The organism is Schaalia cardiffensis (genome assembly GCF_016405145.1).
Taxonomy (GTDB): Bacteria; Actinomycetota; Actinomycetes; order Actinomycetales; family Actinomycetaceae; genus Pauljensenia; species Pauljensenia cardiffensis.
On record NZ_JAEKIA010000002.1, the window covers coordinates 233,960 to 256,210 of the forward strand.

Here is a 22,251-nt window from a genome sequence, read left to right on the forward strand (position 1 = left end):
GGCCCAAACCTTAGGACGCGAAAACACCCCACCCCAAGGGTTCAGCGCGCCGCCTTCGAGACCGCCTCCGCAGTTGCGACCGAAGCGAGCAGACGACGCGCCGACTCGGCCATGCTCTTCCTCTTCGCCGAGACCTCCTCCTCGACCGGCTCAAAAGGCGAATGCCCCTTCGCCCAGGCGTCGATCGCGCACGAGGGCTCCTCACGAGAATGAGAACACAAGGGCAGACAGTACCCGGTGGCCTCACCGACCTCGGGGAAAACAGAGAGAATATCCTCCACCGACACATGCCCCACGCCAAAGGAACGGACCCCCGGGGTGTCAACGATCCATCCTCCGCCCGCAAGCTCAAAAGCCTCAGAAGAAGTGGAAGTGTGGCGACCACGCCCGGTGACCTCGTTGACATGGCCGACCGCGCGATTCGCACTGGGAACCAGCGCATTGATGAGCGTTGACTTCCCGACCCCCGAATGACCGACCAGGACCGAGAAACGCCCCTCCAACTCGCGGCGCAACTCGTCCACAGAATCCGGGTCATCGGCGCTTGTCACGATCGTCGTCACATCGAAGGGACGGTAGGCCTCGAGCAGCTCATCAGGCCGGGCGAGATCTGTTTTCGTCAAGCATAAGATCGGCTTCATTCCCGCTTCATAGGCCGCAACGAGGCAACGGTCGATCATCCCCGTGCGCGGCGGCGGATCCGCCAGCGCCACAACAATGCACATGAGCTCCGCGTTCGCGACAATCGCTTTTTCTCCCTTGAGATCGGGCGCATCTTCAAGGGAACGGCGAAGGACCGTCGAACGCTCTTCAACGGCGACGATCCTCGCGAGAGTGTCGACCCGACCCGAAAGATCCCCGGTCACGCGCACACGATCACCCATGATGACCGAGCCGCGTTTGAGTTCCTTCGCGCGAACCGCCTGGACCTCGATCCCCTGGTCTTTGAGGCGTACCCGATAGCGGCCCCGGTCAATCGCGATCACCTGCCCGATCGGTGCTTTCGAACGGTCGGGGCGCACTTTCGTCCTCGGACGCGAGGACTTGCCGGCGCGCACGCGGACGCGGGGATCATCGGTACCGGTGTCGCGTCTCATGAGCGTTCTCCTGAAGTGCCCAGCAGCTCCTCCCACATTCGGGCGAAACCGGGAATCGTTTTCGAGGTTGAAGCGATATCGTCGAGGGTCGTGCCGGGAGCTTTCAAACCGATGATCGCCGCGAAGGTCGCCATCCGATGATCGCCGTAGGCTCTGCGCAGCCCCGGAATCAGGGGAGCGGGAATGATCTCCAGGCCATCTGCGAGTTCCTCAACCTCGCAGCCGGCCTCGCGAAGCTCGTGCGCGAGCGCGGCGAGACGATCAGTCTCATGGCCCCGAAGATGCGCGATTCCACGGATCGACGAGGGTGAACTCGCACAGGCCGCGAGGGCGGCGAGGGTCGGTGCGAGCTCCCCAATCTGCGACATATCAATGTCGATTCCCCGGATACGCCCTCCGTCGGGTCCGGTGACGACCAGATCCGAGCCTTCGCGTTCGACGAGCCCTCCCATGTCGGTAAGGATCTGCCTCCACGCGTCGCCCGCCTGCTTCGTGCGTTCTGGCCAATCCTGGACTCTCACCCTCCCCCCGCAGATCATCGCTGCCGCGAGGAAAGGACCGGCATTGGACAGGTCCGGCTCGACTGAGAGTTCTTGAGGACGAGGGGCACCCGGAAGAACGCGCCATGAAAGGGGCTCGCCCCCGTCCTCGTTGATCTGTTCAACTACACAGCCGCAGCGGCGCAGGGCCTCGCAGGTCATCTCGACGTGGGGAAGAGAAACGACGCGGCCCGGCGCTTCAACGATGAGGGGAGCGACGAGCAGGGGGGCGAGTAAGAGCATCGCTGAGAGGAATTGTGAAGAGGCGGAAGCATCGACGCGGAGCACACCATCGGCGGGCGCGCGCAGCGGACCAGTCACAGTGAAGGGGAGGAAGCCGGGTTCGCCCTCGAATTCGATCTGCGCGCCCAAGTGGGAGAGGGTATCGAGGAGTGGGGCGAGCGGGCGTCGACGAGCAGCGGGGTCGCCATCGAAACGGACCGGCGTGTGGAAGAGCGCTGCGAGCGGCGGCAGGAAACGCATGACCGTGCCCGCAAGCCCGCACTCGATAGCCACGCGAGCTTCACCAAGACAGGCGTGCAGATCCAGAGGGTGAACGAGGATCGCCCCCTCCTCTTCGCTCTCGAAGTGTGCTCCCAGAGTCTCCAAGGCGCTGGCGAGCAGACGGGTGTCGCGCGAGTCCAAGACCCCGCGAAGACGCGAGGGGCCAGAAGCGACTGCAGCGAGGTAGAGGAAGCGGGCGCTTTGCGACTTCGAACCGGGAAGCCTCACACACGCATTCAGGGGCCCCGAAGCGGAAGGCGCCAACCAGGGGGAGACGGGGGAAGACTCTGAGCAGGGTGATGCTTCTGGGGCCCCGATGGACGAGGACGAAACCGTGGGATCGACAGGGGAATCGGGGGCCTTAGACGTGGAGGAACTCACAGGCGAGGGGCCTCGCTCAGGAGTGAGTGTGTGACTGGGTGAGGCTCTGGCGTCCGGCGGCGCGCGCCTCGAGGAGCGCACGGCGTTGTTTTCGAGAATTCGAGCGCCTCCACGCCGCAGAGGGCCGACCCACGCGATCCGTTGAGGCGATCGCCAAAGCGCCGACGAGTGCCAAACGCTTATTGAGCTCTTTCATCGTCTCGAAGCGCTCCTCCTTCGACTCCGCGTCCCACACGGGCGCATTCACGAAGGCCATTGGCGCTGCGAGTCCGGCGAGAATGGCCGCTGAGGTGCGTGGAGCCTTTCCGAGGGCGAAAGCCGTACCCGCACCGATCATCACCACGCCCAAAACGCGAGTCGTCACACGCAGGTCCTCATCATCAATGGTGAGACCCGGAGTGAGTTTCTCAACGAGGGGCACGACGGCGTGCGCCCGGTCCACGTGCTCCGAGGGGGAGCGCAGTGCTGAGAACCCATCGACGAGGAAGGGTGCGGCGAGCAGAGGGCGGGCTACGAGACGCAGGAGGTTCATGTCTTCCATTGTCGACCAGAGCCGGGTGTTTCGTCGACCACATCTGACAGATCCTCGGAATAGGGTTGGGCGTTTGGCCGTTGAAGTTTCCATGAGCGCATCCCCCCTCCCCTGCGAGCGAGAGCGTGGGTTTATGTGCTCTTCAGACGCGGATGCGGTGAAGGGACGCAGGGGAGTGGGACGCTCTTCGGGTGTGGATATAGCGCTCAGAAGCGCCAGAGCCAAGTGGAGAGGACTCGCTTTCGGCGTGCAGGCGAGCGCGCGGATCACAGGTCCGACTACCCTGGGAGCCGATGACTTCCCTACCGACGACCACAGCGAGCGCGGACACGAGCGCGCAGCACTCGGAGCACAGTGCGCCAGAAGCGGACTCCTCGTCCGCCGAACTCGATGCCCGATTTGCCGCCGAAGCACTGCCCCTCGCCTCCAGGCTTTTCGGTGCGGCTCTCGGAATGACCCGGAACCGGGCCGACGCAGAAGACCTTGTTCAAGAGACCTATCTCAAAGCCTATTCGAGGTTTCACCAGTACGAGCCGGGCACGAATATCACCGCTTGGCTCTACAGGATTCTTACGAACACTTACATCTCCCACTACCGCAAGGCGAAGCGTTCACCCGCCAGGGCCTCAACGGAAGGAGTGGAGGATTGGCAGCTCGCCGAAGCAGCCTCCCACGACCCGATCGGCTTGAAGTCTGCCGAGGTCGAGGCTCTTGCGCAAATGCCTTCCGAAGCGGTGAAAGAAGCACTCGATGCCCTCTCCGAGGAACAGCGCATGGTCGTCGTCCTCGCCGATGTGGATTCGCTGAGCTACAAGGAGATCGCGGCGACTCTGGGAATCCCGATCGGCACCGTTATGTCCCGTCTACACCGAGGGCGGGCCGCCTTGCGCCGCTCTTTAGCGCATGTGGCGGCCGAGTATGGGATCGGAGGGCACAATGAGTGAACGCATGATCGACAGCATGGACGAGGACGGGCGTGCCTTGCGTCAGGCGGCTGATGCTCCTGAACGCAGTTGTGAAGAAGTCGAAGCGGTGCTTTTCGCTCTCATCGATTGCGAGGAATGCGAACAGCTGCGGGTCTCGATTGACTCTGGTGAACTCGAGGGGCCGGATGCGGCTGAACGTCTCGTGCTCCTCGCCCACGCGACCGGATGCGAGCACTGTGCTGATGCTCTTGCCGCTGAACGTCACCTGCGCGTCTACCTGCGTTCCTGTTTCGAATCGGATGCGCCTGACGGTCTTGAAACGAGGATCGCCACGGCATTGCACCTCTCGATCGATTCCTTCACACGCTGAACACGCCGCCTAAGTCACAGCCCTGATGGGGCGCGTACGTGAGGCCCGTCTCCGTGGTGCTCGTGGTGTTGGCCTCGAGGCGTGATCTGTGCGAAACTAGCCCAGTTCACTGAGAGCAATGAGGAGATCCACATGTCGAAGAGGGGCCGCAAGCGTCGCGATCGTCGCAAGGGTGGCGCGAACCACGGCAAGCGTCCGAACGCCTGAGCCGAGAAGATTCGCGTAAGACCCGGTGACTTTTGTCGCCGGGTTTTCGCATATTCGGAAAAAGCCTCCGCAAGCGCCGGATTTTCTCCCCGCCGAGGCGAGTTTTCGCGGGGGAGCAGGGGTGTCACACGAGCCGACTTGTGGCGTATCGCCGCCTTTTCACCGCTCCGGGGAAGCGTCCGCAAGAGCCGGGCAAGTCGCGCTTGGAAAAGCGAGCATGGGTGAAGAAGATCAGTGTCCTTGAGCGAGGACCGAATCGAGGTCGGCGACCCCGGTGCGCAGCGCGTACAAGACGAGCTGGACGCGGTCTCGAGCCCCCGTTTTCACAAGCAGATGCGAGACATGCGTCTTGATCGTCGGCATGGACACCCACAATCGGTCGCACATCTCCTGGTTCGTCAGCCCCTGCGCGATGAGGGCGAGGACCTCCACTTCCCTTTCGGTCAACTCAGCTGAGATGGGCTCGCTCGGGGCACGCTCCCTTGAAGTCCGGCTCGGGGCCGTGGTTTCGCGCATCGCGCGGATCAGACGGCGCGTCGGTCCAGGGGAGATCACCGAGTCTCCGGAGGCGAGCGTGCGGATCGCGTCAATGAGGCTCTGCGGAGGGGTGTTCTTCAAAAGGAAACCCGAAGCTCCCGCCTCAATGGCGCCAAGGACATAGCCCTCGGTGTCGAAGGTCGTGAGGATGACGATCCTGCCGGACAGCCCCCGGGAGACGAAGCGCCGCGTCGCCTCCAGACCATCGCAGAGGGGCATTTGCACGTCGAGGAGGAGAACATCGACGGAGGAGCGGGCCGCCAAGTCCAGAGCCTCTTTCCCATTCCCGGCCCGCCAGGAAACCTCCATGTCCTCTTGCGCGTCCAGGAGCATCGCAAGTCCCGCTAAGAACAAGGGCTCATCGTCGGCCATCCCGATGCGGATCATTTCTTCTCCTTTCCGCTGCCCGGGCCTTCGGCGGGCAAGTGGGCACGCACGAGCCAACGCCCATCACTTCTCGGAGCGGCGTGGAAGGTACCGCCAAGGGCTTCGGCGCGCTCACGCATCGTCGTCAATCCCGTCCCGACCCGGGGCCCGTCCCCTGCCTTGGAGCCGTCCTGAGGAGCGTGAGAGCCGTCCTGAGGAGCGTGAGAGCCGTCCTGAGGAGCGTGAGAGCCGTCTTGAGGGGCGCAGGCTTTCTGCGCAGAGCACACCGACACATCGACACCCTCGGCCCGCACCTTCATATCGACGAGGACGGGGCCAGCGCCATGACGCATAGCATTGGATAAGGCCTCGTGCACGATCCCCGAGCACGCCGCATCCACTGAGGCCGGGACAGAAGAATCCGCCTCAAGGGTCAAACGGATGTCGAGTTGGGCAGCACGAACCCGCTCGAGGAGGCCGATGAGCCCTGCAAGTCCTGTGCGCGTCTCAGGTGCTAAGGGGGCTCTCCCTGAAGAACACTCGCCTGCGAGAAGAGGGACGCCAGGACCCTCAATCCCAACCGAAGAGTCCACCTGTTCGGACTCCTCCTCCCTTAAGACATCAACGAGACGTCTGAGGTCATCAATGCCGACCCGGCTCAACTCCCCGATCGTGGCGAGGGCCTCCTCGGCCCGAGTCGGGTCGGCGGCGAGCATCGCCCGGGCCCCTTCGGCCTGCATTCCAATGACCGCCAGGGAATGCCCGAGGAGATCGTGGACATCACGAGCGATCCTTTGACGCTCCTCAACGACGGCCAGACGCCTGCGATCCTCCGCATGGGCCGCGAGCTCTTCGGCTCGGGCGATCGCCTGCTCCACCCGGTCGCGTCTCCTGCGCCGGTTGAGCCCCCACAAGTAGGCCACCCCGATGAGGGACCAGGCGGCGATGAGGACGAAGAACAGGCGCGTGAACAGCGCAATCTCCTCATTGAACAGGGGGGAGACCCTTAACGCCGTCGCAGCCGATCCGAGGGCCAGGACTGCGAGCAGCCCCCACGACCAGGGGCGGGCGATTCTCGACCCGATCGTCTCAGCCGCCACGAGGCAGAGCACGATGGAGAGCACAGAGAGGGAGTCGAAAACGAGCAGATGGAGGGCGAGCATCCCCTCAATGAGGATCACAGAAAGTAAGGAGTGGCGCGTTCGCACCGCTACTGCCGCGCAGCACACCAGGGTGAAGACCCCGAAGAGAGGAAGCTCAGCCTCGGGGCCGAGGGCTTCGCCGACACTGGAGAGCGGGGGCGTGAAAGCATGCAGATTCGTGGCAGTGACGAGGCCGAGGAGGCCTGCGCTCACAAGATCGGCGCCGCGAAAGGAGGGGAGTCGGGGCTGTGGCACGCCCCCACGTTAGTCGTTGGCCCTTCCTCGTCTCATCATCCTCTGGTATGAGGAATCCTGGCAGCTCGCTTACCACCCCCCAGACTCCCCATTATCCCCAGGACTGAGCAAGCCTGAGGAATAGCAGGACAAGATCAGAGTGCCATTCGATGACAGCGCTGGGCGATGGGGCGTGGAAGTCACGCATGAACGAACACTGCGCAGGATCGGCGCTCCCCTTCCCACCTTCGCTACCTCTCCCGCTTGTGGCTGTGCGGGAGCGATCCTGAGGTGTTGCACTGTGAGTACTGCGGTTCGAGGATCGTTCCCGTCTTTTTCGGCACAGCGGTGTCCGCCCTCGTGCACTGGGGCAGTCCCTTGCTTCTTGGAAGAGCCCACACACAATGAGGAGAGGAGAACGAGGGTCAGTCCTGAGGCTCAGCCCCCGTCCACTCGTACCAGCCCGAATGCAAGATGAGCCAGGCGATGAGGGCGTAGCCGGACTGTCCCGGCAAGGTCAGTCCCGAGGCGCTTTGAGCGCGCGAGGCCGCCATGTCCTCGAACCACTGATCGTGGGTGGCCAGGGGAGTGGCGAGATCGACATAGGGCAGGCCCCGGCGTTGGCAGACCTCTGCGCAAGAGCGCGAAAGCTCTTTGACACTGTGATGATCAACTCCGGCCAGGGGAGCGGGGCCGATGACGAAGCAGGGGATCCCCAGGGCCGTCGCCCGGTCGGTGATATTTGCAAGGTTGAGGCGTGAACGCGCCGAACTCAGGCCCGCGAGGATATCGCTCGCACCAACGTGGATGAGCAGGCCCCGGGGTCCGCCGGAGGACAGGCGGGGCATGACTTCGCCCTCCCAACGGGCGCACAGGTCCTTCGTCGTCTCCCCCGGGGAGGCGAGCGTCATCAGTGTCGGCGGCTCACTGAACTTCGAGCGCGCGAGGACGCGCCCCACCCATCCGAGCCCTCGCGGGTCCCCGGTGCCGGCAACGAGCTCGTCGCCGATGACGCACAGGCGCATACCGCCCCCTTCGCCTTCAGCGGTCGAATGCGCGCGCGATCAGATCGGCGTTCTGCGCCTTGTGAAGGGACGCGCGTCCGGCCGCAGTCGTCGCCGATTCCGGTCTCGAAACGAGGCGGACGGGCTTCGACCACTCCATGAACATATTGAGAGCGAGGAACGGCCACGCGCCCTGATTCCGGGGCTCGTCCTGGACCCAGGAGACCTGAGCGGACGGGTAGGCGTCGAGAACCTCGCGGATCTCGGCTTCCGGGAGCGGGTAGAGCTGCTCGAGCCTCACAATCGCGGTTGAACGATCGGAGCGCGCCTCGCGTTCTCTTAGAAGGTCATAGTAGACGCGACCAGAGCATAAGAGGACGCGAGTCACCGCCGAAGGATCGATTGAAAGATCCATTTCGTCAATGACGGGGCGGAAAGAACCGGAGGTGAATTCTTCAATGCTGGAGGTCGCGGCGCTCAAACGCAGCAGCTGTTTCGGAGTGAAAGCAATGAGCGGGCGCCTGGGCCGCTGGTAGGCCTGACGGCGCAGCATATGGAAGTGGTTCGCCGGAGTGGAGGGTTGAACGATCCACATATTGTCCTGGGCGGCGAGCTGGAGGTAGCGCTCAATGCGGGCTGAGGAGTGGTCGGGCCCCTGCCCTTCGTAGCCGTGGGGCAGGAGCATGACGAGCGAAGAACGCTGTCCCCACTTCTGTTCAGCAGAGCAGATGAACTCGTCGATGACGGTCTGCGCACCATTCGCGAAATCCCCGAATTGTGCTTCCCAAATGGTCAGGGCGTCGGGTCGCTCCACTGAGTAGCCGTAGTCGAAGGCGAGAACCGCGTATTCGGAGAGGGGAGAGTCGTAGACGTCAAAGCGCGCCTGGTCGGCGGTGAGGAACTGGAGGGGAGTGAACTCTCTTCCGTCGAGGAAGTCGTGTAGGACCGCGTGACGCTGGACGAAGGTCGCGCGGCGGACATCTTCGCCGGACAGGCGGATCGGCGTGCCCTCCATGAGGAGGGTCCCGAATGCGAGGAGCTCCGCGAATCCCCAGTCGATGGGGCGGGTTCCATAGGCCATGTCGCGGCGCCGTTCGCACAATTGCGCGAGTTTCGGATGGGGCGTGAAACCGCTGGGGAAGGCGGTGTGCGCATCTCCGATCCTGCGGATGAGGTCCTCTGAGGCGCAGGACTGCCATCCGATCATCATTCCTCGTCCGGGCAGCTGGGATTCGTGCGCGACCCAGTTGGGGACCGCCTCTTCGCCCGCTGGTGAGCCAAAACCCGCCGGGGCTGTGCCCGGGGCTTTGTCAGCTGAAGCTTCGGCGCCCTCGGCGTTCGAGAGCCGCTTTTCGCGGGTCTCTTCGAGGATGCGGGAGAGTTCTTCTTCGTACTCGGCGATGGAGGCCTGGGCTTCTGCTTCGGTGAGTTGACCGCGACCAACAAGATTACGCGTGTAGACGGCGCGTGTGGAGGGGATGCGGTTAATGAGCTCGTACATGACGGGCTGAGTCATTGAGGGGTCGTCGCCCTCGTTGTGTCCTCGCCGCCGGTAACAGACCATGTCGATGAGGACATCCTTGTGGAACGCGGTGCGGTACTCCCAGGCGAGGGCGGCCGCGCGGACGACCGCTTCGGGGTCGTCGCCGTTGACGTGCAGGATCGGGATCTGCAGGCCTTTGGCGAGGTCGGTCGGGTAGCGGGTGGAGCGCCCCGAGGTCGGGCCGGTCGTGAAACCGATCTGGTTGTTGACGATCACGTGGATCGTGCCCCCGGTCTTGTAGCCGCTCAACTGACTGAGGTTGAGGGTCTCTTGGACGACGCCCTGGCCGATGAAGGCGGCATCGCCGTGAACGAGGACGGGGATGATCGGAAGTTCGGGGTCGCCGAGCTCCTCTTGCTTGGCCCGTACGATCCCTTCGAGGACGCCGTCGGCCGCTTCGAGGTGAGAGGGGTTGGCTCCCATGTACACCTTCGTCGCGACACCATCGTCCAGGGAGTACACGCCCCAGGTGCCCAGGTGGTACTTCACATCCCCGGACCCTTGCCCGGTTGAGGGATCCTGGTGGCCTTCGAATTCGGAGAAGATCTGCCCGTAGGACTTGCCCGCGATGTTCGCGAGGACGTTGAGACGGCCCCTGTGGGCCATGCCGATAGCGACTTCGTGCAGGCCGTTGCGGGCTGAGCGGGCGAGAATCTCGTCGAGTAGGGGGATGAGGGACTCCCCGCCTTCGAGGCTGAAACGCTTTTGGCCGACGAACTTCGTTTGGAGGAACTCTTCGAAGGCTTCAGCGCGGATGAGGGTTTGCAGGATGTGTCGTTGCTCAGCCGCTGAGGGCGCCTCGTAGGGGCCTTCGATGCGTTCTTGGACCCAGGCGCGCTGCTCGGGGTCTTGGATGTGCATGTATTCGATGCCGAGGGACCGCGAATAGGTGTCGTGCAGTCGGGTGAGGATGTCGCGCAGGAGCATCTGGTCGACTCCCCCGAACCCCCCGGTGGGGAAGGGCCGGTCGAGGTCCCAGACGGACAGGCCGTAGCGTGTCATATCGAGGTCGGGGTGATGGCGCACCCGGTAGGCGAGGGGATCGGTGTCGGCTGCGAGGTGGCCGCGCGAGCGGAAAGCGTGGATGAGTTCAACGATGCGGGCTGGCTTGCCCTTTTCCCGTTCGGGGTCGTACTCCACGTCCGCTTCCCAGGCGTAGGGGCTGACGGGGACGTGCAAGGAGGTGAAGACCCTCTCGTAGAAGCCTTCAACGCCTGAGAGCTTCTTGTCGATGAGGCCGAGGAAACGCCCCGAGGCCGCGCCTTGGATGATCCTGTGGTCGTAGGTGGATGACAGGTACATCGTCTTACCGATCGCCATGGAGGCGAGCCTCCTGGCGGAAACCCCCCGGTATTGGGCGGGGTAGTCGGTGGCGCCAACACCGATGATCGCGCCTTGGCCGTTCATGAGGCGAGGCACGGAAGTGGTCGTGCCCAAGGTTCCCGGGTTCGTCAGGGTGATGGTCGCGCCTGCGAAGTCGGCGGTTGTCAGTTCGCCCGTGCGGGCGCGTTGGACGATGTCTTGGTAGGCGGCGACGAACTCCATGAAGGTCAGGGTGTCGGCGTCGTGGATGACGGGCACCATCAGGGAACGTTCGCCGTTCTTCATGGCGACGTCGATGGCGAGGCCGAGGCCGACGTGCGCGTGGCGGTGGATGGTGGGTTTTGCGCCTGTCATCTCATAGCGGACGTTGAGTTCGGGCATTTCGCATAGTGCTTCGACGAGGGCGGATCCGATAAGGTGGGTGAAGGACACTTTCCCGCCGGTTGTGCGCGCAAGGTGGGCGTTGAGTAGGGCTCGGTTCTCGATGAGGAGTTTTGCGGGGATCTGGCGTTGAGAGGTTGCGGTGGGGATGGATAAGGAGTCGTCCATGTTGCGCGCGGTTGCTCTGGCAACGCCTTTGAGGAGCGCGCTTTCGTCCTCGTTGAGCGTGTTCGAACTGCGCATCGATGCGGAGTGGGTGCGCAGCTGGCGGGTGTAGGGGCTGCTCGCTTCAGCGATCATGGAGGGCGGGGCCGGGGGGAGGTCTGAGCGGGTGACGGATTCCTCGTTCGTTCCCGCTTGCGCTGTGTCGTGGGCGAATGCTTCCTCAGCGAGGATGTGGGTGCTGGTGGGGGCTTGCGTCGTTTCCTGCTCGCGCTGGAGCGGGGACATCGGGGGTTTGGCGGCGCGGAGCTGCGGGGGTGCGGATTGGGTGGAGAAGTAGCGACGCCATGATTCGTCGAGGGATGCGGGGTCGGCGAGGTAGGCCTCGCGCATACGCTGGATGTACCAGTTTTCCGCTCCTGGCTGCTCCTGCTCGCTGGTGGCCACGCGGATCTCCTTTTGCTCGTCATCGAAGCCTTGACGCCAGCATAGGTGCGATCTAGGCCTAAAGGCCCGGATTTGCTGAGATTTGACGAGGCTTCGGCGTTGCTTTAAACGAAGAACGAGATGAATTTGCAATTGCGTGGTGAGGAATTGAGGAGCATTTGAAGGAAGTTTTGAGTGCTGCACTCGATCCAGAAAGGAAGAACAGGCTCTCGGATTGGCAAGGCGTACCCCGCGCCCTTCGACGAGCGGCGGATAAGATGTGCTCGCTCCCGGACAGGCGGAGCTGTTCTCCTCCCCGGTAGACTGAGGAACGATGGACGTAGATAGTACGGGTGAGACATCGCATCACCCAACCCGGATTCTCCCCTCCCGTTCTCTGCCTTCAAGGAGCCCCAGTGCTCTTTGACCTTCTCATGCTCCTACTCGGCGTCGTCCTCACAGCGGGGACTTTCATCTTCGTGTCTGCCGAGTTCTCCCTCGTCGCCCTCGACCAGGCAATCGTTGAGAAGCGCGCCGCACAAGGAGACCCGCGGGCGAAAGCCGTCCTCGCGGCGACGCGCACCTTATCGACTCAACTGTCCGGAGCCCAGATCGGCATCACCTTGACGACGATCCTCCTGGGCTACACGACGCAATCCACTCTCGCGGATCTCCTCTCGAAGGGGCTTGTGAGCACGGGCCTCGCCTACGCTCTCGCGAGCGGCGCGGCCGTACTCATCGCGGCTATTGTCATCAACGCCTTTTCGATGCTTTTCGGCGAGCTCGTCCCGAAGAACCTTGCGCTCGCCCATCCACTCAAAACCGCCAGGCTCGTCGTCGCCTTCCAGACCCTGTTCACCAGCGCAGTCAAACCCCTGATCCTCGTCCTCAACGGGACGGCGAATGGGGTCTTGCGCCTCATGGGTGTCGAGCCCCAAGAGGAGATCTCCTCTGCCCGCTCAGCCTCCGAACTTGAGGCGATGCTGCGCTACAGCGCGCAGGAGGGGACGATCGATACCTCCACGGCCTCGCTCCTCATGAATGCGATCCGTATTTCGGATCTGACCGCGGTCGACGTCATGACGGACCGGGGGCGCATGCGCATCCTCGAATCCACCGCCACCGCGGCCGATGTTGTGGCCCTCTCCCACGAAAGCGGTCACTCCCGTTTTCCCGTGATCGGCGATGACCTGGACGACATCATCGGCCTCGTCTCTCTCAGGCGCGCGATCGCGGTGCCTTTCGAGCGCCGCGCGGAAGTTCCCGTCGTGTCCTCATCGCTTTTGGCGGAAGCCCCCTCTGTGCCTGAGACCGTGCCGATTGGGCCGCTCATGGTTCAGTTGCGCGACGAAGGCCTCCAGATGGCGGTCGTCGTCGACGAATATGGAGGGGTCTCTGGAGTGGTCACCCTCGAGGACGTTATCGAGGAGATCGTCGGTGAGGTGTCCGACGAGCACGATGGGCGCCGACGGGGGATCCGCACCCGATCCGACGGGCAAATTCTCGTTCCCGGCCTCCTGCGTCCCGATGAGCTCGCCGAACGCACCAGGATCATTCTTCCCGAGGACGGGGCCTACGACACTCTCGCAGGTCTTGTCATGGCTGAACTTGGACGTGTCGCCCAAGTCGGTGATGTCGTGGTCGTTGAGGGATACACCTTGGAAGTCGTGCAGATGCAAGGACGGCGTATCACTCAGATCGCGATCGCCCCGCCCGAAGCCGCAGAAGAGGAGGAGGTGGAGCTATGAATATCGCCTGGGGACTGATCGTCACCTTTACCCTCCTCTTGCTCAATGCCTTCTTTGTCGCGGGGGAGTTCGCGACGACTTCGACTCGACGTTCCCAGATCGAGGCCCTGAAAGCCGAGGGGGCGCGCGGTTCTGCTCATGCGATGTACGCCCTTGAGCATGTTTCCCTCATGCTCGCGATTTGTCAGCTCGGAGTGACGATCGCGTCAACGACTCTTGGCCTCGTGGCAGAACCTGCGATCGTCAAGCTTGTGGAAGAGCCTTTGGCAGCTTTAGGTGCCTCTGCCTCTTCGGCCCACCTCGTCGCTTTTCTTCTCGCCCTCGCCCTCGTCTTGTTCCTGCACGTCGTTTTCGCTGAGATGGTCCCGAAGAATGTGTCGATTGCGAATCCTGCGCGGATGCTCCTGCTGCTTGCGCCGGTGCTTGTCGCCATCGGCCACCTTCTTCGGCCGATCATCCGCGCCATGGACGAGTTCGCGAACCGTTTCGTGCAGCTGTTCGGCGTGGAACCTAAATCTGAGATCACGGCGACTTTTACGACGGAGGAGGTCGCCTCCATCGTTGAAGTGTCTGCCGCCCAGGGAGCTCTCTCGGATGATTTGGGGTTGTTGAGCGGCGCTCTTGAGTTCTCAGAGGAGTCCGCACAAAGCGCAATGGTTCCCCTCGATGAGCTCATCACTTTGGAGAGCACGACGACGCCCGCACAGGTGGAACGCGAAGTCGCGGTCACGGGATTTTCGCGCTTCCCCATCACCAATGAGGAGGGCGCGATCACAGGCTACCTGCATCTCAAGGACGTGCTCTATGCGAAGGCCGAGGAGCGCGATGTGCCGGTCACCCCGTGGAGGATCCGCAAGATGGGGTCCGTCAACGCCGAGGACGAGGTCGAGGACGCTTTGCGTTATATGCAAAAAACGGGGACTCACTGCGCCCTCGTCGTCGATGATGCCCGGCGGGTGTTGGGAGTGCTCTTCCTTGAAGATGTTCTCGAAGAACTCGTCGGCGAAGTGAGGGACGGGCTCCAGCGCGATGATCTTGCCTGGGAGCGGGGTGAGGAGCGCTAGGCACTCGGAGGGGACGTGGATCGGCATTCAGCCTCGTCTTTTCGTGTGGAACCCGGATCTTCGTGTGGAACCCGGGGTTCTTCGCGGGAAGGGCGGGGAGGATTCGCAGTGAGAGCCTCGCTTTTCGCGGGGGTGAAGGTGAGTCTGAGAGATCCGTTTTCGCGGGGGTGAAGGTGAGTCTGTGAGATCCGTCCCCCGAAGCGCTTGAAGCTCTGGCTAAGAGGGGCGCAGAAGCGGTAGTTTTGAGGAGTTGTGAACGGCTTTTGGCCGATACGTCGATGTGGAGGAAACCGGCTTGTCAGATCTGCCTTCTGAATGCCCGTACCCGTCTCGTCGCCAGATTCATGCGAGGACCGCTCAAGACGCCCCCATTCCTTCCTCGCATACGCCAAGATCCCTCAGGCGCGGTGCTGTGAGAATCAGTGTTCTCGCGGCTTTGAGTGCGATGACAGTCGCACTTCCCCTGTCGGGAACTCTCGGTGCTGAATGCTCTGTCGAGTTTCCTACCAGAAGCCTCGGCTATCACGCTCAGGCCACATCATGGGCCACACAGATCTCACCTCAGACCGCGACTCCTCTTTCTGGATCTCAGACCGCGGCCTCGCGTACCCGTGTCCGCACGCCTCTCACTCTTACGACCTGCCTGCCTTCGGATGTCTCCGGCAGCGGTGAGCGCAGCCTCGACGTGAATCCGATGACGATCTACTGGCCCCTCATGGAGGGAACCTACGAGGTCACTTCTCCCTTCGGGACGCGCGTGAACCCCGTGTCCGGTCAGGTCCTCGTTCACGAGGGGGTTGATATGGCCGCTCCAATGGACACTCCGCTCTACTCCATCTATGCCGGTGAGGTCGTTGAAGTCGCAGAGAACTCCCATTCGGGGGCGTATGTGAAGATCAAGCACACCGGAGTTGATGGCACGGTCTTCTACTCCGCATACCTTCACCAGTACATGAACAAGATTCGCGTCACGACCGGCGAAAAGGTTGAAGCCGGTCAGGAGATCGGAGCGGTCGGCTCGAATGGCTGGTCGACAGGACCACATCTGCATTTCGAGATTCGCGATTCCACTGACAAGCCGGTGGATCCACAAGAATGGATGGCGAACGCCGGAGCGCTTTACATTGGACAGAGGAACTGCTGATGATTCCCATGTCGTCTCGTCTCGGACCGATCATCCTTGCCCATCGGGGTGGGGACGAGGTCGCGTCGGAGAACTCCTATGAGGCTTTCGACAATGCCAGGACACTGGGGGTGCGTCATATTGAAACGGATGTGCACCTGAGCGCCGATGGGCGTGTCGTCATCAGCCATGACCCGACGGTGGATCGGTGCTTTAACGGGGTCGGCCGGATCGCAGACTTAACGTGGCGCGAGCTGTCGAAGCTCGAGGACTCTCATGGCGCGCACATGCTCCTCTTAGAAGAGGCTCTTGACGCCTTCCCGGACATGTATTTCAACATTGATGCGAAAGTCGATGGCGTTGAAGGTCCCCTTGTGGAGATCATTGCCGATGCGAACGCTTTCGATCGTGTTGTCTTGGCGTCGTTTTCCGAGTCTCGACTTCGCTGGATCCGGGCGCGGGCGGCGGGGCGGGTCTCGACCTCGATCGGCATGAGTGCGGTGACGCGCCTCGTTGCTGCAGCGAAGACCGCGAGCAAGCCGCGCCTGTGGCGGATCCCGGGCCCGCATCAGGGTGTTTTTGCTGCTCAAGTCCCGATTTCTTACGGGCCACTGAGGGTTGTGGATCGTCGTTTCGTTGCTGCCGCGCATACTGCCGGTCTCGCGGTGCACGTGTGGACCGTTGACGAACCTGAGGAGATTCTGTCCCTCATTGAGCTCGGTGTTGACGGGATCGTGACGAACCGTCCGCACTTCGTCAGGGATTTCCTGGCTGAGCGCGGAATGTGGGAGGCGCCACCGGCTCCGGGTGCGCGCGGCCAACTCGCGAGAGACTGAAGGCGAACACGGGGGGAGCGCACCCGAGAAAGAGAATTGCTCCCGCGAGGGTGGTGTCGGCGAGGGCGACGGCAGCACACTCGAGCGCACACAAACGCTCCTCTCCGTTATCGGGAAGTATCCTGAGTGAAGGTTGATCTTCGGCTGCGGGGGCGGGGCTGATCCCTGGCGGATAGTTGTTTGCGTTTCGCAGGGAAGGTCCTTGGCTGCGGGGAGGGCCTCCGGCGTCGTCATCGAGCACACGATCCAGGGGGGGGAACGTCCTCGGCTGTGGGGATGGCATGGCTATTCACAGATTCGTGGTCGTATTCTTCCGCCCTGCTCCTTGCCACGGGCTACCGGGCAGACTGTCTGGCCTTGTGGGTGAGCGGTACGGGATGTGTGTTTTATTTGGCGTGTCGCTGGGGTTTGGGGGCGGGAGCATCCTGCTCATCCTGCCTGGGCGCGGGAGCATCCTGCCTGGGCGCGGGAGCATCCTGCCTGGTGGGGTGGGGCGTCCTGTCTGGTGGGGGTGCGCAGGTTTTGCGAACAATCTCGCAGACCCCTCAACACGATCTCGACCCCTTCAATCTCCGCGCGACCCCGTCGAGATCATGATGGGGGTGGTTGAGTGGGTCTTGGTGTCGGTGTGGTGGCCCCTGAAGGTGGTTTTGGTGTTGTCTCTTGCCTGGTGGATGCGTCGAGATCGTCATTGGGGTGGTTGAGTGGGTCTTGGTGTCGGTGTGGTGGCCCCTGAAGGTGGTTTTGGTGTTGTCTCTCGCCTGGTGTTTGCGTCGAGATCGTCATTGGGGTGGCTGAGCATCCTCCAGGAGTCGGAGATGCCGATCTTTTCAATGAGGATCTGGTCGTACATGACACCTTCGAGCGTGGGAGTGGAAGGGGATGTGAGAGTGCAGGGGATATAGGTGTGGAGGACAGACACAGGGTATATGTGTGGGCAGGGTATGGGTGTGGGATGCGCGAGCACGAGGAGGAGAGCTAAGGAGTACTCCTGCCCTGTTCGTGTGTGAGCGAGCGGAGATTGAGCCCGCTCCTAGTGGAAGGACGCTAGGTTTTCTCATTGTGTCCCGCATCCTCCCTTGGGGATACCCGCCTTCAGGATGTGGATGCCGCGCCCTCGGCAAGGATCTTCCTGGCGCGAAGGATACGAAGCGCAGCGAAGATGATGAGGACAGCGACGATCACGAAACCGAGCAGATGGGCGAGCAATGACTCAGCGAGGAAAAGGAGAACCATTGCCGTCAGCGTCGGCACAAGGTACTCGAAGGCTTTGACGACGTAGGCACCAAAGCTCGGCATCGCCACACCATCGGCATCCGCCACGGACTTCACCATGAAGTTCGGGCCATTGCCGATGTAGGTGATCGCCCCGCACAAGACCGCGCCCAATGAGATGGGGACGAGGTAGTACTCGGGCACTCCTGCGATGAGAACGCCATCTCCGCCCAGAGCCTTCGCCATTTCAAAGAAAGTCATGTACGTCGGGGCGTTGTCCAGGACTGAGGAGAGTGAGCCAGAGAAGAGGAAGAAGCTCAGCCGGTTGAGCGGAAGGGAAGGAGCAACCTGTTCGAGGTAGCGCAATGCAGGCGCCATCGTTGAGAAGATCCCGATGAAGAGAGTTGCGACCTCAGCTATCGGCGCCCAGGTGAAGGCGTTCTCCTCGAAACGGACAGTTTTGTCGCCGAAGAAGTAGGAAGCGGCTGCTGCCGTGAGCATGACGAGCTCTCGCCAGGGGACAAGCTGTGCGCCGTGAGCTTCGCCTGCTGCGAGGAGTTCACCATCCCATGAGGGGATGAAGGCGACGGAGACGATGACGATTGCGAAGAAGAGAAGATTGAAGGTTCCACGCAGCTTCAGAGGCGTCACCTCAGTGGTGTCGCGCTCAATCGCGGCTTTCGACTCGGTCGCGTAGCGGATCGAATCGATGGAGTAGTAGATGCCGAGGAGCAGTACGAGGACGAAGAGCCATTCTTTCCACAGGCCGAGGGTCCAGGTGAAGGGGACTCCGTGCAAGAAACCGAGGAAGAGTGGCGGATCGCCCAGGGGGGTGAGTAGTCCTCCGCAGTTCGCGACGATGAAGATCGTGAAGAGGACGGTGTGAACGCGGTGCTCGCGCTCTTTGTTCGTCGCGAGGAGCGGACGGATGAGGAGCATTGCCGCTCCTGTTGTTCCGATGAATGAGGCGAGCAGACCACCGATGGCTAGAAAGATCGTGTTGTTCCTCGGGGTTGCTTGGATATCGCCTTCGAGGTGGATGCCACCTGAGATGACGAAGAGTGAGAGGAGGAGGGCAATGAATTGAACATACTCGACACCGGTTGCGACGAGCGCTCCGTTGCCAGCTTTCATCCACATGTAGACGGAGGTCGGGATTCCCAGTACGAGGGCGACGAGGAGCTGACTGGAGCGTTTCTCCCACCAGTGAGCGGTCGCGGGAAGGATCGGCAGTACGGCAATGCTTGCGAGCATCGCGACGAAGGGGAGGAGCGACCACCACGGGAAAGTCATTGCTGTCCTGTTCTTTCGGGGGAATGCTTCGTGACGCAATCTTAGGAGAATAGCCTGTGAACTTTCAGTGGAAAGTTGCTTCCACCCCTCGAATCCTCCATCTCGAAGAACACATTCACGACTGAAAGAGTCTTTCGAGTTCAAACCTGGGAGAGACTTGGGTTCGAGCGGGGGAACGACTTGGGTTCGCGGTTGAAAGAGCAGTCGAGTCGCCGCGTTGAAGTGTGAAGCATAGAAGCCGACGGTGTCGAATCCGGGATCTGTTGCGCTCAGCCACATTGAGCGGTGGTAAGTAGCGAGGGGCAATGGTGAGCTGAGGATTCACAATGACCAGCCACGTTGAGCGGTGGTGAGTAGCGAGGGGCAATGGTGAGCTGGGGATTTGTGGTGCCCCGAACAGGATTCGAACCTGCGACCTTTCGCTCCGGAGGCGAACGCTCTATCCACTGAGCTATCGGGGCTAACGAGTCGATAGTCTATCAGCCGCTCGCACCACTGCTTGACCACGTCCTCTAAGCTGTTGCGCTTCTGTCCGTGAGCAAGCGCAGGCTGCCCTTCTGCGCTCCACTTTCACTGTGAGCCCCCGCCCCTCGTGTCTGCCTTCAGGGTTTTCTTCTCGCGTGCGCATGCTCGCTTCGGGAGGTGCCTCGCTCGCTCTCGTATTCGGCGAGGAGATTCCTACGGGAATGACAAGAGAATGCGCGGCCGGGTGCATACGATCCCCTGCGCAAGAGCTGCACCGGGCCGTGGTTCTACGTGCGCGTGGCCGCAAGTCGATTCAATACGGAGCCGGAGAATTCAAGGTGCGTGTTTCTTCGTGTGCACGACCGTGAATCCAATTTCGTGCGCATGTGGTGACATACTTGTGACGTTGATCGTCATTCATACCCGAGGAAGGGCCTTATGCGAGTTCATATTGGAACCGATCACGCCGGCTTCGAGCTGAAAGAACAGCTCGTCAAACATCTTGAAGAGAAGGGATACGAGGTCGAAGACCACGGTGCTCACGAGTACGACACTCTTGACGACTATCCTCCCTTCTGCCTGGAGGCCGCTGAGGCCGTCGTCGCCGAGCCGGGGTCGCTCGGTGTTGTCATCGGCGGTTCAGGCAATGGCGAACAGATGGCAGCAAACCGCGTGAAGGGGGTTCGCGCCGCCCTCGTGTGGAACGACTCGACCGCTCGCCTGGCACGCGAGCACAACAATGCGAACGTCGTTTCAATTGGCGCACGCCAGCACAGCGTCGAAGAGTGCTTCGCCCTGGTGGACGCCTTCTTGGAGACGCCTTTCTCCCAGGATGAGCGTCACCAGCGTCGCATCAGCCTCATGGACGAGTACGAAGAGACTCACCGCAAGTGAGTTTTCGCCGCATGTGAGTGCATGTGAGTGCTCGCCGCGTTCGGCCCCGGCGAGGTCCTCGACACTGAACCCCTCAATCCTGAGTGCGAGAATCGGAGGAAACGAGGACGGGGTGCGTGGCGAGCACGCACACGTACATTGAGAAGGCAACCCCGAAGAGCAAGAACCAAAAGCCCACGCGGATCAACCACGGCAGGGATACAGCGGCGAGGGCAAGGGGGCCGATCGCCACGGCAATGGCAAGAATGGAGCGCGGCAGCTTCCCGATTGACACGAGGAGAGCTGCGCGTAGGAGCATCGGGAGCTCTGTGACGCTGATCCTTCCCTTTTCACGCAGGCGCTGCGCCATCATCGGCCACACCCACACGTGCAAGAGAAGAAGAAGGACCGCAACGAAGACGAGAACCGCTTGAGCGACGAAGCGCAGAATCGGATCAGCGAGAGAAGAAAAGACCATCCACTCCCATCCCAAGAGCAGGGCAAAAGCGATTTCCCCGAAGAAGAGCAGTGATGCGGCGACTCCTGCGCCACCCAGGGCGGACCTGAGCGCAGGCAGAATCGCGGTTGATTCAGAGTCGATGAGACGCGCGCAGACGAGCGCCGTCACGAGCAGGCCCGGACCCGCAGTGAATACGGGGACCGCCAATCCGACGAAAATGAGGTTCGCAAGAATCAGGGTGGCGATCCACGACAAGGTCTGATGGATCGAGGAATCAGGGCCGAGACGGGAACTCACAAGGGCTCCTTCAGCGAATGGTACGGACGGGGCCGGTTGAGCCGCCCCGGTGGAGTGTACCTGGGACGAAAACATGACGGCTCGGGCCGGAGGCGATCTGGTCGAAAAGAAGATCGCAGGTGAGGCGGGCGATCTGCTGAGCAGGCTGGGCGAGGGTCGTGAGCTGCGGGTCCATGAAATCACCGAGGGGCAGACCATCGAATCCGACAAGTGAGATGTTCTCGGGGACCTTCAGCCCCGCTTCGCGGATCGCTCGCATCGCACCGATCGCGAGAACATCCGCGATAGCGAAGATCGCGGTGACCTCGGGTCGTTCAGCGAGGAGTTTTTTCGCGAGCTCATAGCCGTATTGGAGGGTATAGGGGTTGCCTTGATCGAGAACCTCGAATCGGATGAGGTCTTCGTCAACGGGGATTCCCGCGTGCGCGAGGGCATGACGGTATCCGGTGACGCGCTGAGCACCTACGGACACATCAGTGCTGGGGACGCCCAGAACTGCGATTCTGGTGTGGCCGAGTTCAATGAGATGACGGACAGCTTTTTCCGCTTCGAAGGCGTCATCGACTGAGACCGAAGAGTAGAGGGCATCGGGAACCTTGTTGAGGCGCGAAACCGTCGACATGACGAAGGGCGCGTGAAGACGTTCGAATGCGTAGGCTTCATGGGAGAAGGAACCGCCGAGGAAGATCACCCCTGCGATGAGTTCTTCGTCAACGAACTTGATGGCCTCTTCGACCTCATCGGCCCAGTGGGGCACTTTCACGAGGGTGAGGAGATAGTTGCGCTCGCGGACCCGGGTCTCCATCGTGTCGAGCATTTGCTGGAAGAAGAGGTTGTCAATGCCCTTCACGACGAGGGCGACAGCGGGGTTGTGGGAGAGCTTGAGAAGTCTGGCGTGGCGGTTGGGTCGATAGCCCATCTTTTCGGCAACGGCGAGGACTTTTGCGCGCGTCGTTTCGGAGACTTCAGGCTTGTCGTTCAGTGCTCTGGAAACGGTGACGACACCGACCCCTGCGGCCTTGGCGATGTCTTTGATGGTGGGGCGAGCATGACCTTCGCGAGTTCCCATGGCGAAACCTCTTTCAATTCCGATCATGCGGCGGCAGAAAGCATGCGGTGACTGAAAAGCGGTGGGGCGGGGGCCCCCCGGGGGGCCCCGCCCCCCCCCGGGGGGTAAGCCCCGGGAGGCGCCCGCCGCCCCCC

Annotated in this window: 18 protein-coding genes and 1 tRNA gene; 8 read left to right on the top strand and 11 right to left on the bottom strand. The window is 62.1% G+C overall.

The window, feature by feature from the left end; all coding sequences use genetic code 11:
* Positions 1 to 41 precede the first annotated feature (41 nt).
* The 3 genes from rsgA to JFX23_RS02230 all read right to left on the bottom strand — a co-directional run bounded on the left by rsgA (position 42) and on the right by JFX23_RS02230 (position 3,053).
* Positions 42 to 1,097, bottom strand: coding sequence for a ribosome small subunit-dependent GTPase A (gene rsgA / locus JFX23_RS02220; protein ID WP_198775527.1), 1,056 nt, complete (start codon positions 1,095 to 1,097; stop codon positions 42 to 44).
* Positions 1,094 to 2,380, bottom strand: a complete 1,287-nt coding sequence (gene aroA, locus JFX23_RS02225) for a 3-phosphoshikimate 1-carboxyvinyltransferase (RefSeq protein ID WP_198775553.1) — start codon at positions 2,378 to 2,380, stop codon at positions 1,094 to 1,096. The genes rsgA and aroA overlap by 4 nt, the downstream gene beginning before the upstream one ends.
* A 157-nt stretch (positions 2,381 to 2,537) precedes the next feature.
* Positions 2,538 to 3,053: a hypothetical protein gene (locus tag JFX23_RS02230; protein ID WP_233050476.1), complete on the bottom strand. Its 516-nt coding sequence runs from the start codon at positions 3,051 to 3,053 to the stop codon at positions 2,538 to 2,540.
* A gap of 293 nt (positions 3,054 to 3,346) precedes the next feature.
* Here JFX23_RS02230 and JFX23_RS02235 point away from each other — a divergent pair, with 293 nt between their 5' ends.
* From JFX23_RS02235 to JFX23_RS09630, 3 genes are all read left to right on the top strand, one after another.
* Entirely contained in the window at positions 3,347 to 3,997 is a 651-nt protein-coding gene (locus JFX23_RS02235; protein ID WP_005961929.1) for a sigma-70 family RNA polymerase sigma factor, read from the top strand.
* Complete coding sequence (locus JFX23_RS02240) at positions 3,990 to 4,349, top strand: anti-sigma factor (RefSeq protein ID WP_198775529.1); 360 nt, start codon at positions 3,990 to 3,992, stop codon at positions 4,347 to 4,349. Before JFX23_RS02235 ends, JFX23_RS02240 begins: the two co-directional genes overlap by 8 nt.
* A gap of 132 nt (positions 4,350 to 4,481) precedes the next feature.
* Positions 4,482 to 4,556, top strand: coding sequence for a 50S ribosomal protein bL37 (locus JFX23_RS09630; protein ID WP_131247257.1), 75 nt, complete (start codon positions 4,482 to 4,484; stop codon positions 4,554 to 4,556).
* Between the two features lie 231 nt (positions 4,557 to 4,787).
* Here JFX23_RS09630 and JFX23_RS02245 read toward each other — a convergent pair whose 3' ends face one another.
* The 4 genes from JFX23_RS02245 to JFX23_RS02260 all read right to left on the bottom strand — a co-directional run bounded on the left by JFX23_RS02245 (position 4,788) and on the right by JFX23_RS02260 (position 11,641).
* Positions 4,788 to 5,480, bottom strand: a complete 693-nt coding sequence (locus JFX23_RS02245; RefSeq protein ID WP_198775530.1) for a response regulator — start codon at positions 5,478 to 5,480, stop codon at positions 4,788 to 4,790.
* Complete coding sequence (locus JFX23_RS02250) at positions 5,477 to 6,856, bottom strand: sensor histidine kinase (protein WP_198775531.1); 1,380 nt, start codon at positions 6,854 to 6,856, stop codon at positions 5,477 to 5,479. Before JFX23_RS02250 ends, JFX23_RS02245 begins: the two co-directional genes overlap by 4 nt.
* Positions 6,857 to 7,260: 404 nt before the next feature.
* Positions 7,261 to 7,860, bottom strand: a complete 600-nt coding sequence (locus tag JFX23_RS02255; protein WP_198775532.1) for a GDSL-type esterase/lipase family protein — start codon at positions 7,858 to 7,860, stop codon at positions 7,261 to 7,263.
* A 16-nt stretch (positions 7,861 to 7,876) separates the two neighbouring features.
* A complete protein-coding gene (locus tag JFX23_RS02260; RefSeq protein WP_233050503.1) occupies positions 7,877 to 11,641 on the bottom strand; it encodes a multifunctional oxoglutarate decarboxylase/oxoglutarate dehydrogenase thiamine pyrophosphate-binding subunit/dihydrolipoyllysine-residue succinyltransferase subunit in 3,765 nt (1,254 codons plus the stop codon).
* Between the two features lie 467 nt (positions 11,642 to 12,108).
* On the opposite strand from JFX23_RS02260, the gene JFX23_RS02265 reads away from it, so the two are divergent.
* The 4 genes from JFX23_RS02265 (at position 12,109) to JFX23_RS02280 (ending at position 16,445) form a co-directional block, all read left to right on the top strand.
* The gene (locus JFX23_RS02265) at positions 12,109 to 13,422 is read left to right on the top strand and encodes a hemolysin family protein (RefSeq protein ID WP_198775554.1); all 1,314 of its coding nucleotides are present in this window, start codon (positions 12,109 to 12,111) and stop codon (positions 13,420 to 13,422) included.
* On the top strand, positions 13,419 to 14,486 hold the full coding sequence (locus JFX23_RS02270) for a CNNM domain-containing protein (protein WP_198775534.1): 1,068 nt from the start codon (positions 13,419 to 13,421) through the stop codon (positions 14,484 to 14,486). Before JFX23_RS02265 ends, JFX23_RS02270 begins: the two co-directional genes overlap by 4 nt.
* A 295-nt stretch (positions 14,487 to 14,781) precedes the next feature.
* Positions 14,782 to 15,630 carry a M23 family metallopeptidase gene (locus tag JFX23_RS02275; RefSeq protein WP_005961913.1) on the top strand — a complete coding sequence of 283 codons (849 nt, stop codon included), beginning with the start codon at positions 14,782 to 14,784 and terminating at the stop codon, positions 15,628 to 15,630.
* Positions 15,630 to 16,445, top strand: coding sequence for a glycerophosphodiester phosphodiesterase (locus JFX23_RS02280; RefSeq protein WP_198775535.1), 816 nt, complete (start codon positions 15,630 to 15,632; stop codon positions 16,443 to 16,445). The genes JFX23_RS02275 and JFX23_RS02280 overlap by 1 nt, the downstream gene beginning before the upstream one ends.
* 1,095 nt (positions 16,446 to 17,540) lie before the next feature.
* On the opposite strand, the gene JFX23_RS02285 is transcribed toward JFX23_RS02280, so the two are convergent.
* Both JFX23_RS02285 and JFX23_RS02290 read right to left on the bottom strand, forming a co-directional pair.
* Entirely contained in the window at positions 17,541 to 18,953 is a 1,413-nt protein-coding gene (locus tag JFX23_RS02285; RefSeq protein ID WP_198775536.1) for a sodium:proton antiporter, read from the bottom strand.
* Between the two features lie 385 nt (positions 18,954 to 19,338).
* Positions 19,339 to 19,414, bottom strand: a tRNA-Arg gene (locus tag JFX23_RS02290).
* Positions 19,415 to 19,856: 442 nt separating this feature from the next.
* Between JFX23_RS02290 and JFX23_RS02295 the strand changes: the two genes are divergently transcribed.
* Positions 19,857 to 20,312 carry a ribose-5-phosphate isomerase gene (locus JFX23_RS02295; protein ID WP_005961905.1) on the top strand — a complete coding sequence of 152 codons (456 nt, stop codon included), beginning with the start codon at positions 19,857 to 19,859 and terminating at the stop codon, positions 20,310 to 20,312.
* A 73-nt stretch (positions 20,313 to 20,385) separates the two neighbouring features.
* Here the strand turns inward: JFX23_RS02295 and JFX23_RS02300 are convergent, their stop codons facing one another.
* Complete coding sequence (locus JFX23_RS02300; RefSeq protein ID WP_198775537.1) at positions 20,386 to 21,048, bottom strand: YesL family protein; 663 nt, start codon at positions 21,046 to 21,048, stop codon at positions 20,386 to 20,388.
* Positions 21,049 to 21,058: 10 nt separating this feature from the next.
* Positions 21,059 to 22,117: a LacI family DNA-binding transcriptional regulator gene (locus JFX23_RS02305; RefSeq protein WP_040313500.1), complete on the bottom strand. Its 1,059-nt coding sequence runs from the start codon at positions 22,115 to 22,117 to the stop codon at positions 21,059 to 21,061.
* Positions 22,118 to 22,251 lie beyond the last annotated feature (134 nt).

Excerpts from the sequence above, each read along its gene's own strand:
- JFX23_RS02295 (WP_005961905.1), top strand. The coding sequence starts at position 19,857 with ATGCGAGTTCATATTGGAACCGATCACGCCGGCTTCGAGCTGAAAGAA.
- JFX23_RS02270 (WP_198775534.1), top strand. The coding sequence starts at position 13,419 with ATGAATATCGCCTGGGGACTGATCGTCACCTTTACCCTCCTCTTGCTC.
- JFX23_RS02245 (WP_198775530.1), bottom strand. The coding sequence starts at position 5,480 with ATGATCCGCATCGGGATGGCCGACGATGAGCCCTTGTTCTTAGCGGGA.
- JFX23_RS02260 (WP_233050503.1), bottom strand. The coding sequence starts at position 11,641 with ATGCGCGAGGCCTACCTCGCCGACCCCGCATCCCTCGACGAATCATGG.
- JFX23_RS02230 (WP_233050476.1), bottom strand. The coding sequence starts at position 3,053 with ATGAACCTCCTGCGTCTCGTAGCCCGCCCTCTGCTCGCCGCACCCTTC.
- rsgA (WP_198775527.1), bottom strand. The coding sequence starts at position 1,097 with ATGAGACGCGACACCGGTACCGATGATCCCCGCGTCCGCGTGCGCGCC.
- JFX23_RS02235 (WP_005961929.1), top strand. The coding sequence starts at position 3,347 with ATGACTTCCCTACCGACGACCACAGCGAGCGCGGACACGAGCGCGCAG.
- JFX23_RS02285 (WP_198775536.1), bottom strand. The coding sequence starts at position 18,953 with ATGACTTTCCCGTGGTGGTCGCTCCTCCCCTTCGTCGCGATGCTCGCA.
- JFX23_RS02305 (WP_040313500.1), bottom strand. The coding sequence starts at position 22,117 with ATGGGAACTCGCGAAGGTCATGCTCGCCCCACCATCAAAGACATCGCC.
- JFX23_RS02255 (WP_198775532.1), bottom strand. The coding sequence starts at position 7,860 with ATGCGCCTGTGCGTCATCGGCGACGAGCTCGTTGCCGGCACCGGGGAC.
- JFX23_RS02240 (WP_198775529.1), top strand. The coding sequence starts at position 3,990 with ATGAGTGAACGCATGATCGACAGCATGGACGAGGACGGGCGTGCCTTG.
- JFX23_RS02265 (WP_198775554.1), top strand. The coding sequence starts at position 12,109 with ATGCTCCTACTCGGCGTCGTCCTCACAGCGGGGACTTTCATCTTCGTG.
- JFX23_RS02280 (WP_198775535.1), top strand. The coding sequence starts at position 15,630 with ATGATTCCCATGTCGTCTCGTCTCGGACCGATCATCCTTGCCCATCGG.